14 protein-coding genes are annotated in these 12,666 nt (G+C 65.2%); 11 read left to right on the top strand and 3 right to left on the bottom strand.

Annotated features, from left to right (window positions below):
- Positions 1 to 45: 45 nt before the first annotated feature.
- A complete protein-coding gene (locus ACQP2D_RS25125; protein WP_433678367.1) occupies positions 46 to 333 on the top strand; it encodes a hypothetical protein in 288 nt (95 codons plus the stop codon).
- Between the two features lie 14 nt (positions 334 to 347).
- On the opposite strand, the gene ACQP2D_RS25120 is transcribed toward ACQP2D_RS25125, so the two are convergent.
- Both ACQP2D_RS25120 and ACQP2D_RS25115 read right to left on the bottom strand, forming a co-directional pair.
- Positions 348 to 1,190, bottom strand: a complete 843-nt coding sequence (locus ACQP2D_RS25120; protein WP_433678366.1) for a helix-turn-helix domain-containing protein — start codon at positions 1,188 to 1,190, stop codon at positions 348 to 350.
- A complete protein-coding gene (locus ACQP2D_RS25115; protein WP_433678365.1) occupies positions 1,187 to 1,765 on the bottom strand; it encodes a DUF6879 family protein in 579 nt (192 codons plus the stop codon). Before ACQP2D_RS25115 ends, ACQP2D_RS25120 begins: the two co-directional genes overlap by 4 nt.
- Before the next feature lie 1,015 nt (positions 1,766 to 2,780).
- Here ACQP2D_RS25115 and ACQP2D_RS25110 point away from each other — a divergent pair.
- From ACQP2D_RS25110 to galE, 8 genes are all read left to right on the top strand, one after another.
- A complete protein-coding gene (locus ACQP2D_RS25110; RefSeq protein WP_433678364.1) occupies positions 2,781 to 3,965 on the top strand; it encodes a cytochrome P450 in 1,185 nt (394 codons plus the stop codon).
- A 191-nt stretch (positions 3,966 to 4,156) separates the two neighbouring features.
- On the top strand, positions 4,157 to 4,699 hold the full coding sequence (locus ACQP2D_RS25105) for a ferredoxin (RefSeq protein WP_433678362.1): 543 nt from the start codon (positions 4,157 to 4,159) through the stop codon (positions 4,697 to 4,699).
- On the top strand, positions 4,692 to 5,552 hold the full coding sequence (locus tag ACQP2D_RS25100; RefSeq protein WP_433678361.1) for an NAD(P)-dependent oxidoreductase: 861 nt from the start codon (positions 4,692 to 4,694) through the stop codon (positions 5,550 to 5,552). Before ACQP2D_RS25105 ends, ACQP2D_RS25100 begins: the two co-directional genes overlap by 8 nt.
- Positions 5,549 to 6,709: a hypothetical protein gene (locus tag ACQP2D_RS25095; RefSeq protein ID WP_433678359.1), complete on the top strand. Its 1,161-nt coding sequence runs from the start codon at positions 5,549 to 5,551 to the stop codon at positions 6,707 to 6,709. The genes ACQP2D_RS25100 and ACQP2D_RS25095 overlap by 4 nt, the downstream gene beginning before the upstream one ends.
- Positions 6,702 to 7,049 carry a cupin domain-containing protein gene (locus tag ACQP2D_RS25090; protein WP_433678358.1) on the top strand — a complete coding sequence of 116 codons (348 nt, stop codon included), beginning with the start codon at positions 6,702 to 6,704 and terminating at the stop codon, positions 7,047 to 7,049. Before ACQP2D_RS25095 ends, ACQP2D_RS25090 begins: the two co-directional genes overlap by 8 nt.
- Positions 7,046 to 8,251, top strand: a complete 1,206-nt coding sequence (locus ACQP2D_RS25085; RefSeq protein ID WP_433678357.1) for an amidohydrolase family protein — start codon at positions 7,046 to 7,048, stop codon at positions 8,249 to 8,251. Before ACQP2D_RS25090 ends, ACQP2D_RS25085 begins: the two co-directional genes overlap by 4 nt.
- The gene (locus ACQP2D_RS25080) at positions 8,248 to 9,054 is read left to right on the top strand and encodes a class I SAM-dependent methyltransferase (protein ID WP_433678356.1); all 807 of its coding nucleotides are present in this window, start codon (positions 8,248 to 8,250) and stop codon (positions 9,052 to 9,054) included. The genes ACQP2D_RS25085 and ACQP2D_RS25080 overlap by 4 nt, the downstream gene beginning before the upstream one ends.
- A gap of 28 nt (positions 9,055 to 9,082) precedes the next feature.
- Entirely contained in the window at positions 9,083 to 10,069 is a 987-nt protein-coding gene (gene galE / locus ACQP2D_RS25075; protein WP_433678355.1) for a UDP-glucose 4-epimerase GalE, read from the top strand.
- A 148-nt stretch (positions 10,070 to 10,217) separates the two neighbouring features.
- Here galE and ACQP2D_RS25070 read toward each other — a convergent pair whose 3' ends face one another.
- Entirely contained in the window at positions 10,218 to 11,450 is a 1,233-nt protein-coding gene (locus ACQP2D_RS25070) for a helix-turn-helix domain-containing protein (RefSeq protein WP_433678354.1), read from the bottom strand.
- Between the two features lie 317 nt (positions 11,451 to 11,767).
- On the opposite strand from ACQP2D_RS25070, the gene ACQP2D_RS25065 reads away from it, so the two are divergent.
- Entirely contained in the window at positions 11,768 to 11,980 is a 213-nt protein-coding gene (locus ACQP2D_RS25065; RefSeq protein ID WP_433678353.1) for a hypothetical protein, read from the top strand.
- Positions 11,977 to 12,591: a hypothetical protein gene (locus ACQP2D_RS25060; protein WP_433678352.1), complete on the top strand. Its 615-nt coding sequence runs from the start codon at positions 11,977 to 11,979 to the stop codon at positions 12,589 to 12,591. The genes ACQP2D_RS25065 and ACQP2D_RS25060 overlap by 4 nt, the downstream gene beginning before the upstream one ends.
- Positions 12,592 to 12,666 lie beyond the last annotated feature (75 nt).

The raw sequence follows: 12,666 nt of genomic DNA, 5'->3' as shown, positions 1-12,666 counted from the left end.
GCCACCACGAGCCCCCGAATGCCCCTGCCGCACAAGAGGAACGATATGGACACAGCATTCGAGCGGTTAGTAACCGTCGTCGTTGACGCGATCCCACCGCGCGCCGACCTCACCGCGGACCAGGTGTACCGCGTGGTGTGCGACGAAGTAACCCAGCCACCGTCGCGGGAGCAGGTGAAGCAGGTGCTCGATGTGTTGCAAACCCCCGGACTCCGGTATGCGCCGGGAGATGTCGGCTGGGCTGTCGTGCTGCGCCTGCGCGATCTCGAATACCTGGCGGACCCGGCGCGGGCTAATGATCCGCCGCCGCCCGACTACAACGGACCGCGATAACACTGGACACGCGGTTACAGCTGGCTCCTCCGGTGTTCCAGTGCGGCGGCCATCAGGGCTCGGGCCTGGTCGCCGTACACCGCATGAGTGGCGAGGACGGCGAATGTCTTTTCATACAGTGCGATCTCGCTCGGCGCGGTGATGGTGAGCTCGGCGGCAACGGTTTCCGCTAGGACCATGCGCCGGTCGAACACGACGAAGTTAGTTGCCGGAACACCGAAGTCGGCGGTTCTCGGAACAATGCCGAGCGCGATTCGCCGATTGTTGGTCACCTCGGCCAACTGCTGTAGCTGGTCGACCATCACATCGTCGTCTCCGACGGTGCTGTAGAGGCATTGCTCGGCGAGCACGAATCGGAACTCATGGCCCTCCTGTGTGAGCACGCCTTTTCGTTGCATTCTCGTCTCGACGGCGGCGTCGAGGTCGTCTATGCCGGTGTCGAGAATGTCGATACACGCTCGCAGGATCGCCGCGGCGTAGTCGCGCGTCTGGAGCAATCCAGGGATGAGGGCGGGCTCGTACCAGCGGAGCAGCCGCGCGCCACCTTCCAGCTCGATCGACTTGCGTTGTCGCTGCCTGTGTCCGGCACCGTGAAGCCGTTTCCACTCCATGTAGGCGGAGCGGACGTTGCGCGCTGCGGCGATCAGGTCGGGCACATAGAGTTCGCCGCCGGTGTGGTGGCACCAGTCCCGAATCTCGTCGTCGGTGGGCAACTGCTTGCCGTGCTCGAACCGGGATATCTTGCTCGAGTGCCAGCCGAGCAGCGCGGCCAAGTCCAAGCCGGTCAGACGGGCGTCTCGGCGCAACTCCCGAAGTCGTGCGCCGAGCGCCTGCCTGGCCTGATCGACACCGCTCAATGTTGAACGTCAGGGCTGTAGTCTTGATGCGCTATCGCCTTCGGCCACAGCAGATCCCATACGCGGCGGCAGTGCGCCGCGATCACCGGATCGTCGGTCGCAGCAAAGCCGTCCAGTACGTCATCGGGACCGAACAGACTGAATACCACTGTCGAATCGTCGAGCAGCCACCAATCGTCAGTGCACAGCTCGGCCGGGTCTACGAGATGACGCGCCATCCAACGGACTTCCTCACCGGCGTCAGTGTTGTAGTCGGTGATTGAATGCAGCCACCGGCTGTACTCGCCGAGCGGTTCGGTAACCACCCGAACGCGCTGGACCGCGACGCCCCGGCTGGTCAGGTCGCCGACCAGCCGTGTCCACGGAGCGAACCACTCAGCGAGGTCGGGATCAGGTTCGCCAGCGCGGAATCGTCGTAGCCGCTCCACCTCTTGATCTGTCAGGTAGCTGTCGCGCAGTTCTAGGTGAAACGCGGTAGCCTCCACCGCCGCGACCGCCGCAGTTCCGGCGTCATAGTCCAGTAGGCGCATCCGGGCGGATCTCCTGTCCTCGCGGTAGTTCGATGCTTGCCTCATGATCCGGTATGTCCATCTGCGCCAACGTTTCTGGGTCCGAGATGAGTGGGCCGGTGACCAAGAAGGTTCCACGCCCCGTGTCGGACAACGGAGCGCCGAGGAATGTGCCCCACTCCAGGAAGCCGAGCAACTGGTGCGGGATCTCGATCGTGCCTTCCTGATCTGTCCGCCAACCCTGCAACACATAGGTGTTTCGGTCACTGGCGTACAGCGTCGGTGACTGGCCTTGACCTGTGTTCTTTCCAAGAAATCGTAGTCGCATCTGAATGCTCCTTAGCACGAGCGTTTGCACGATAACCCTTCAATCGTGGCGTGCGGCCATCTTCTCCGTAGGCAAATTTGCAAAATGATGCAAAGTGATGGCTAGTCGATATCCATCGGACCTAACCTCCCAAGCGGGCCACCAGTGGCGAAAGCCCTTGGGGCCGTTCCACTGTCGAGCGGACTGGGAGACATAGGGATGCACGGCCGGAGAGAACTGCCGCACCGAGCCGAGTTCGTAGGCCCACCTCGCCCGGTCCGCTGCGATGTGCCGGGTGAGGTGATCGCCCAATTCCGGGACGCTCTCAAGGAATTGGACATCACGCTCGACCCGAGCCCAGCGCTGAGCGACGAGATCGCCCGCGCCCACAGGGCTCTCGCCGCGTGGGTGACCCCAGAAGGCCCCGGTGGCGGGGTGTCAGCTCCTCCTCCGCCGGGGTGCCAAGTCGCCGCGTTCTTTTCCCGGGCCAGCGCATGAGTCCCAGCGCTCCGGAGGCCCTGTCCGACCTGAAGCGGAGACCGGCGCGCGGAGCGCCGGGAAGCTATTTCATCTTCACCCACTGCTCCGGCGAAAGCGATCCGGAGTTCATCGCACAGACGGCGCAGGCCGCCGGTAGCACGACCCAGATCATTTACCGGTCGCGGACAGAGGTGGCCAAGTACTTCGACGGTCGTCACCAGACCACAATCTCGACGAATTCCGGTGGCGAGACTGACTTCTCACTCGTGGCCTCAAACGAAGGAGTGTGTCCTGATGAACCACGATCAACCGGCAACCCAGTGTCCGCTGCGGTACCCGTTCGGGGAGACCCACACGCTGGATCTGGAACCGGCCTACCGCGACTGCGGCCCGATCACTGCGATCGAGTTACCCAGCTGCGCACGAGGATGGTTGGTGACCGACCATGCCTTGGTGCGGCGGGTGCTGGCTGATCCTCTGTTCTCGCGGGAACAGGCGAATCAGCCGCAGGTAGCGCGCCTTTCGACCGAAGTGCTTCCGCCGTCGGCGATTTTGGCAACGGATCCACCCCAGCACACCGAACTGCGCATCCAGATCGCGGGCATGTTCGCCCCACACCAGGTCGCGGCGATGGCTCCGGCCGTTACCGCGCTTGCGGGCGACTTGGTCGATGAGCTGGAGGTATCCCGGGAACCGGCCGATATCGTCTCTGGCTTCACTGAGCCGTTCGCGGCTGCGGTGGTGTGCGAAATGTTCGGCGTACCAATGCGTTTTCGTGATGAGGTTTTCGCGCTCGGTGATGCGCTCACCGCGCGAGACGCCACCGCCGAAACCCTGGCCGCCGCGCGGGGCGAGTGCGAGGCGCTGGCACGCGCGATCGGTGTCGAGAGCCCGAACGGGTTGTTCAGAATGCTCGGACAGTCCGCGCGTAGCGATGATGAAGTGCTGAACCTGATCATCGCCTGCTTGATCGGCGGCCGAGGATCACCCACGGTGTTCTTGTCGAGCGCGCTGTTCGCGTTGCTGCGCGAGCCGCGCCACTATCAGCAGCTCGTCGAACATCCGGACGCGATCACGGCGGCAGTGGAGGAGTTGCTGCGGTTCGTGCCGGTCGGGGTGGGCGGCGGCTTCACTCGGGTCGCGACTGCGGATGTGCAGCTGGGGCCGGTGCTGGTGCGGGCAGGGGAGGCGGTGATTCCGGCGATGCACGCCGCCGGGCGCGACCCGAACGTGTTCGAGCACCCGGACGACCTCATGCTCGATCGCGGCCCGAAGATCGCGCATCTGGCGTTCGGGCACGGCACCCATTACTGCGTCGGCGCGGGCCTGGCCCGTCTGGAGGCCCGCGCCGCCCTGGAAATCCTCACCACCCGGCTGCCGGGGCTGCGCCTGGCGGATCCCGCTCACGGCGGGATCTGGCGGCACGGCCGTGTGGTGCGTTCCCTCGAACGATTGGACGTGGTATGGACGCGAGACTGATCATCGACCGCGACCGCTGCGCGGGCACCGGAGTGTGCTTGCCGATCGCCAGCCCTCATCTACGGCTCGCTGATGACGCTGCCCGTGCCGTCGATGGCACCATGATAGCGATCGAACGGGCGCGTGCGGCTGCTGCGTGCTGTCCGAATGAGGCGATCACGGTGTGCGAGCAGCCACCAGCGGTGTTTCGTGTGGATGCACCGATCGTCACGTTGGGTCCTTCTGGCACCGACGCTCAAGCTGAGGCCGACAAGCACAGCGGACGGGTGCGCTTGGTCGATTCCTTCCCCGATGCGATGCGCGCCGCTGCCGAGAACCCGGGGCTGCGGGCGCTGGTCGCGGCGGGATATCTGGCGCTGGATGCGGAGGTTCGCGCGGTGGATTCGTGGGTGGACCAGCACTTCACCTACACCGGCGTGCTGCGGCTGGAGCGGTGTTGGGAAAGTCCGACCAAGCCGATGTGTATGGCGGTGCGACGCGATATCGGTCGGGCGATCGCGACGGTTGCCACTCATCCAGCGACCCGGGTTTTCGCCACCCGGTATGCCTCTGGGGCGCGGCAGGTTTCGGTGCAAGCGAAACCGCTGGCCGCGCGAGCGGCGGCACATGCCGAGGTCGACGCTTGCATTGCCTCGGTGGACGTCGCCGCCCGATACCCGCAGTTGGAGATTCGGGCCGAGTTCGCTCCCACGATGGTGTGGCTGTTGTACGTGAAGGTGGGTCGCGATGGGTGACTCGAACACCGTAGCGGTGCTCGGTGCCGGGATCATGGCCAATGCCGTCGCGAATACCCTGCACGCTCACGGTTTCGAATTGCGCCGCTACAACCGCACCACCGTAGCGATCGACGGGCCCGCGATCGTGTGCGCCTCGCCAGCCCAGGCCGCTGAAGGTGCGGCTGCGGTCTGGTCGTTCGTGCACGATGACACAGCCTCCCGGGCGGTGTGGTTCGGGCAGGACGGCGCACTCGAGACGGCCGATGGTGCGATCGTCATCGAAAGCTCGACGCTCTCACCGCAATACGCCGACCAGTGGATGCGCGAGGCTACCGGTTCAGGGGCGCGAGCCGTGCTGGCGCCGGTGACTGGCAGCCGCCCTGGGGTTGTAAACCGCACGCTGTTGGCATTTGTCACGGGCACGACGGCCGACCTCGCTGTGGCTGATCCGCTGCTTCGCGTGGTCACCCGCGATGTAGTCCGCGTCGAGAGCGCCGCCGCGACGGCGGAGTTCAAGCTGCTCAACAACGCGCTTGCGGCGACCATCTTGACCGCACTCGCCGAAACACTCACCGCCGCAACCACGCTCGGCCTGAACCGCCACCAACTGATCGACGTGTGGGCAGAGCACGGATGGGCTGCGCCGGTCGCGTCGGCCTACGGGGAAGCGATGCTCAGCGGCGAGCACCCGCTCACCAACTGCGCCTTGGCGGTCCTGGCCAAAGATGTGCACTACACCCTGGCAGCGCTCGGCGACCAGGTCCCGCCGGTGCTCGCAGCGGTCGCCGACCGGTTCGACGCGGCGATGGCCGGTGGCCTGGGAAGCCAGGAAATGTCGGCAATCATCGACGCAGCCGCAGGCCCGCCATGACCGGCACCGTGCACGATTGGTTCACCCACAGCGCGAGCACCCCGTCGACCGCCCGCGCCCAGGTCAACCAGCACCTCGACATCTACACCGCCACGGTGCGCGACTGCGCACACACCCACCTCGGCCAGACAGTGAGTGTGTGCGTGTCCGGCTCGCTGGCGCGCGGGGAGCCCGCAGTCCGACATCGCGCGGGCGCATTCACCCTTGCCTCCGACGTCGACCTGATCGCCGTCGTCGACCAGCCAGCCGACATCCAAGCGTGCGTGCAGAAGTTCGCGCTCAGCGTGCTCGAGCACCACCCCGACATCGACACCACGGTGTTCATTGTGGGGCGCTCGCATCTGCATCGAGTGGCGGGCCGGTTCGGCGCAGACCTGCACCACGCCGCCGCACGCCCGCTATCCGGTGCTGCCCTGACCAGGGTCGCAACCCCGCGAATCGGCAAACGCGAAGGGCTGGAAGGGATTACCCATCAACTGGCGACGATCTACTGTCCCGACAGCCCACCCGAGGCCAGCCCATGGCGCACCAAAACAGTACTGGAGGCGCTGCGCGCGGTCGCGGCGCGCGGCGACAAAGGCCCGCAGCGCTACAGCGACCTGCCCAACGATCCGACGGTGTGCGAACTGCTCGATCGTGACACGGTCGCCGCCCTAGTGGCGGCCCGCGAGCACGACCGAGGGCTGCCGATCCCCACCGAGCAGGCATACAAGCTGGTCATGGCGTCCGCGTGCGCGCTGTTCGGCGTTGCGGCCGGTCACCGCGAACTGATCGCGGCGCTGCATACCTGCCGCCGACGCACGCACCTGCTCGACGGATTCCAGCACGCGGTACTGGCAGCGACGATCATCCTGTACGGACCACCCGAGTTGCGATGTGCTGCCGCCGCAGCACTGCACGTGATTTCGGACGCGATCGATCCCGAAACCCTGACCACCGCCCATGGGGCGCTCGAATCGTTGATGCGGATATCGCCGGTGGAGTTCGACCGCGGCATCGATCACCCCAACCGGGTGCTGCGCCAGCACGTGCAGGCTCTGCGCCGCGACTACTACGGCTGGCTCGGACCGCACAACTTTGGTGCGCATCCTGTTGCTGACTATCACGGCCCCGCCGCCGTGACCCCATCGACCGCGAGGAGACCCGCGCATGGATGAATGGCCTGACTGGGTGCACCAGCTCCCGAGTATCGACACCGCGTACCCGGGAGGCCGAGGGCATCTGCTTGCCAGCGAACACGGTCAGGTGGTGCTCTGGTCATTCCCCAGCGGGGCGACGGTGCCGTGTCATCGACACGGCCCGCAGATCGGTGTGGTGATCTGCGGCAGCGTCGAGCTGAGCCTTGGCTCCGAAACCCGAATGCTCAGCGCCGGTGAGAGTTTCAGCCTCGCCGACCATCAACCCCACGCGGCCACTATCGCGCCGGGCACTCTGGTGATCGAGGTGTTCGCCGACCCGGACCGCCACACCGCAACAACACCGCAGGCCATTCGGTGAGGGTTCGAATCATCGACGCCGACCGCGTCCTCACCGGGACCGGTGAACTGCATTCACCCGGCACGGTGATCACCACCGATGACCGAATCGCCTGGGTAGGAGCCACCGAAGCGCAGCTATCAGACTGGAGGGGGCATCGTGTCGAGCGGATCCGACTGCGCGAGTCGACGATCCTGCCCGGATTGATCGACGCGCATGTGCACTTGGCCTTCGGGTGCGCGGTCCACCCACGGCCCGCGATCCAACACGACACGCGTCTCGCGGTCGCCGCAACGATCCGGCGCGCACTGCGCGAGCTGGCAGCTGCTGGAATCACCACGGTGCGCGACCTCGGCGCGCCCCGTTACGTCGACAGCGACACCCTCGCCACCACCACGCCGCCCACCCGAGTACTGAAAGCCACTATCCCGCTGACGATCCCGGGCGGACACTGCTACAGCCTCGGCGGTGCGGTCACCACCGACAGCGAGATCGCTCGCCTCGTGGCCGCCAACGCCGCACGCGGCGCGGAATGGATCAAGGTCATGGTGACCGGAGGCTTCACCGTCAGCGGGACCAGCTCACCGTATGAACCACAGTTCAGCGACCACCAACTGCGCGTGATCGTGGCCGCCGCCCGCGACCACGGGCTACCGATAGCCGCCCACGCACACGGCATCACGGGGATCCGCCAAGCGGTCGACGTGGGCGTCGACTCGATCGAGCACTGCACATGGATGACCGACGACGGCGGATTCGACTTCGATCTCGGCCTCGTCAACGCCATCGCCACACAGCAGATCATGGTGTGCCCCACCATCAACCACGAAGCCATGACCGCACGAGGTCGACTCCCATGGGCGGTGCGCCGCGAACAGCTCACCGTGATGCTCGGTGCTGGCGTGCGATTGGTACCCGGCACCGATTCCGGCATCCCACGCACCCCGCACAACAAGTACGCCCACTCGCTACCCACCTACCTCGACCTTGGTCTCACCCCGGCGGAGGTGATCGATCTGGCCACACGCCGCGCCGCGCAAGCGCTCCGCATCGATCACAGCACCGGTACGCTCACCGCCGGGCTGTCCGCCGACCTCATCGCTGTCCCCGGCGACCCCCGCCAGGATCTGACAGTGCTCGCCACCCCGATCCTGGCCATAACCGCTGGACATCTGCACTACCCCGCCGCCGTCCCCACCACCGAGGAATACACCCGCCGATGAGCACCAGCACCCCCTCCCTGAACTCCGAATACTCCTCGACCACACCACTGCAGGCGCGCATCGACACCCACGCCCGCCATAGCGAGCACCCCGACGACCCGGTCGCCGCAGTCCTAGCCGTCCTCGACCTGGCCGAGACACAGTCGCTGGCCGATATCGGCTGTGGCGACGCCCGGTTCCTCGCCCACCTCGCCGAAACTGGTCACCGTGGCCGCCTGGTCGGCGTCGACAACTCCGCGGCAATGGTCGCAGCCGCCACCGCGATCAACGGCGTCGAAGCAGTACACGGCGAGGCCACCCGGATCCCGTTCGCTGATGGCGAGTTCGACCGCACCACCGCCCGGCACATGCTCTACCACGTACCAGACCCTGTGGCCGCGCTGCGGGAATTCCAGCGCATCACCCGCCCCGGCGGCCGGGTGGTCCTCACGGTCAACCACGCGCGAACATGCAGCCGCACAGGCGATCTCGTCGCCTCCCACGCTCGTCGCTACGGACTGGAACCCGTCGCGGAACTGGCCAACAGCGTCAACTCCGACAGCCTGCCGGAAATGATGGCCGAGGTCTTCACCACCGTAAGCATCAACCGCTTCGACAACGCCCTCGTCTTCGACACCGCAGCGCCGCTGATCCGTTTCGCCGAGGCTATGGCCTCCTTCTGCGGCGTCGGTGCCGACAGCCCACACCGCGACGGCATCCTCGCCGACGTCGCCACCGACATCCACCGGTGGTTCACCAGCCACCCAGGGCAGGTCTGGCGTGACCCCAAGGGCTATATCGTCGCCACCGGAATTGTTGAATAGCACTGCTACCAAGGAGGATTCGAATCCTGTGAAGCTACTCGTCACCGGCGGCGCCGGATACATCGGCTCCGTCGTCGCCCACCAGCTCGTCGACGCTGGCCACGAGGTCGAGATCATCGACAACCTCTCCACCGGGTTCGAGTCCAACCTGCCCACCTCGGCCCGATTCCATGAGATGTCGGTCCACCAGGTCGCCGATATCCTCACCCCCGAAGCCCGGTTCGACGGCGTGCTGCACTTCGCTGCCAGCATCGAAGTCGCCGAATCGGTCAGCAACCCAGACAAATACTGGCACAACAACATCGAAGGATCACTGGCACTGCTGCGCGCGATCCGCACCGCACAGGTTCCCCGCCTGATCTTCTCCAGCACGGGATCGATGTACACCGGCGACGGCACCACCGCCTTCGACGAAACCGCCGAAGTCCGACCCAAGAACCCATACGCCGCAACCAAAGCCACGGTTGACCAGCTCATCGCAGGAGAATGCGGAGCCTCCGACACCCTCGGCGCGGCAACGCTGCGCTACTTCAACGCCGCCGGAGCGGTGCTCACCGCGGACGGGGTCCACCTGGGAGAACGGCACGAACCGGAATCGCATCTGATACCGATCCTGCTGCAAGCCGCCGATGGCCAGCGTGACACGTTCACGCTATTCGGGACCGACTACGAAACCCGCGATGGCACATGCATCCGCGACTACATCCACGTCGCCGACCTCGCAGCGGCCCACCTACTCGCTCTCGACGTCGTCGAGCCAGGCCGCCACGACATCTTCAATCTCGGCAACGGCCAAGGGCACTCGAACCAGCAAGTCCTCGATACGGTTCGCGAAGTCACAGGAGTCGACTTCCCCGTACGCATCGAAGGACGCCGCCCCGGCGACCCAGCGGTGTGCGTCGCCTCGAGCGAGAAAGCGCGACGCGAACTCGGCTGGAAACCGCAACGGCCCGACCTCGCCGACATCATCGCCGACGCATGGCAATTCCATCAAACTGTTCACGCGCGGGCGTAAGAGTCACACGTACTCGGACGTCGGGTCGGAACGACGAACGGTCCCGCCATGACCATCGAACCGACGCCTCCCAATCCGGCGTCCGCCTGCCGCCGTGACCTGCGGCTCCACGGGTGCCTAATCGCGCGACCGTTTTTGTTGCCGATGATCAGCGGCTGGCCGCCAGCCCCAGGAACTCCCGCACCTCCGGCACCGTTGCATGCAGACGAACGTCCTTTGCGATGCCGTCTACGGTGGCCCGAAGCCGTGTCGATGTCATGGTGGTGATCTGGTCAAAGTGGTCGATCAGGATCTGGCAGCCTGCAGCGACGTCGCCACCTTGAATGTCGTTCTCGGCCAACTTGATACGCCAACCCACGTTCTCACGAGGCCATGACGTGGTGCCGTCGACCGCTGTTTGCAGATAGGTGCTCGCCGTGCGGTGATCGCCGAGCCGCATATACGACCAGCCGGTCGTCCCGGCCAGGGCCGCCGGTGGGAGATATACCCAGTCCGGGTCGTGCCCGCGACTCGATTCATAAGCGCGGTGTGCCCGACTGATGGCATTCACCGTTGCACTGGCATCGCCGGTCGCACTGCGGGCGCATGCCTCATAGATCGCTCCCAAGGCACGCAGCCTCGGTCCCCCGTCGCGGCGGGCGGCGGTCTGTGCGGCATCAGCGAGATTGACCCCCTCCCGGGGCCGCGCATCTCGGGGAAGCTCTGACGGCCCGAATACCCCCTGAAAGCTCTGAAGACTGGCATTGAGCAGGGCGTGTGACGCCGCGATACCGTCGTTTGCAGCAGTCGCCGTCTGTGCTGCTTCGGCGTAGTAGTGCCGCGCCCGGTCCAAGTGCCCCGCATCGAAGTGGACCCAGCCCGCAGCGGTCATCATCTCGGCGGCGGCGCTGGTGAGCTGGCGGCCGATGGTGTCGCTGTAACTGCCTGCGTTCAGCAGCTGCTCGACGTACCGGACTTCGTTGGCGGCGAGGTGACACAGCTGATCACCGCCGACAACCAGGTCGAGTTCATGAATTTGGTTGGTACTGGCAATAATTTCAGCGACATCAGCATCCCCGACATGGATGCTCCCAGTTGACGATGCCGCAGCTGCATGTCCCACGGCCCCGGCAGCCATTGCGGTTCCGGCTCCGAATGCGCTGGTTCGTAGGAAATTGCGACGATTCACGTCCGCCTCCTCGTCCGACTCCACTACCAGTATGGCAAGTGGAACGTTAAGCGCCTTGGCAATTCGCCGCAGGACCCGTACGTCGTGCACGGCGGCAGCATTGTGTTCGAGCTGCGAAATAACGGGTTGGGTGTAGCCGAGGATGGCTCCCAGCTCCGCCTGGGTCATGCCCAGCGACTTTCGCACACGGCGGATGACTTCGCCGGTTGTCATGTGCATCCTGCTGTCTCCGCTCTTCAAGTGAACGTGCATTTGCAAGATCGGTGTAACGCTCGGGACCCGTTGCCGGTCAAGGGTTTTCGCCCCTAATGGCACGATATACGGTTTCCCATATATTTCAGAGGTTTTGCCTATTTGCGCCGGTAAACCTCCTAAAACCCGCTTTACGGTCGGACCGCACCCGGTACCGGGACGACGCCTTCCACCCCTCGGCAGGCGCACCGGTTTGCCGGAGAGGCTGGCAGGCCGGTGGCTAGGAGCCCTCGGTGCCGGGTGCACCACCCAATGCCCCGCCTAGAACCGAGGTTCCGATGATGCACACCCTGGCCATGCACCAGACGGTCGCTCTGACAAAACAGGAAACCCACCAGGCACCGGAGACGCCGTTCAGCGTGGACCGAGCCCACCTTGTGGTGCAGTTCCATGTCGCTTGCCGCGCGAAGACGTGTCCGCGCAAGGCGGCCGCGCTCGAAGTTCTGGCTGAGGCTGGCCGCCTGGTGCCGTCCACGACGCATCCACGGTGAGCGAGATGAACCCACCATCCGACCACGGCACACCGGAAGATCGCCCGACCGGCACCAGCGATGCGGAGTCCGGCGTCGACATCCCCGAGTGGGCACCAATGGAGCCGTTGCCATCGAGCCACATGCTCTTGGCTGCATTCGATGGCAAGCGGCTCGCTACAGCCCGCGACATCCTCGACCCAGCGTTCGACCTGGTGGCCTGCCAGAAGCAGTACCGACTGGCCTTCGAGATGCTCGGCAAGGAGACCGTCTCCGCGGAGCAGCTCTGGCATGCTGCGTCGGAATTGGTTACGGCACAACAAGACATTGAAATCCTGATCGCCATCATTGATGACGCTGTGGCCGACCGGCTGAAACAGCGGATACCGGTGCCATCGTTACCATCTCATACTGCGTCGATCGACGGGCTACCACTACCGCCCGTGCATACCGAGAGCATCGGCGAAATCGCCGCCCGGATGGCGGATCTGTGGGAAGCAGTGACCGCCAAGACCAATGGGCAAAATGGCGAAGACTTCCCGGAAGCCGGGCAACTGCTCGAACTCTGCCGAGGCTACGACTACCTGGCTGCGGAGATCGAATCCGGTCGACGATTACTTCCAGGGATGTGATCCACCATGCGGCCTGTTACCCCGCCGCGACGTATTCGGCACATCCATATCGAATCCGGTGCGCTGCAGCTGGAT

Source organism: Nocardia sp. CA-119907, from assembly GCF_050955995.1.
GTDB lineage: Bacteria > Actinomycetota > Actinomycetes > Mycobacteriales > Mycobacteriaceae > Nocardia.
The sequence above is the reverse complement of the archived record's forward strand: the minus strand, read 5'-3'. Positions and strand labels throughout refer to the sequence as shown.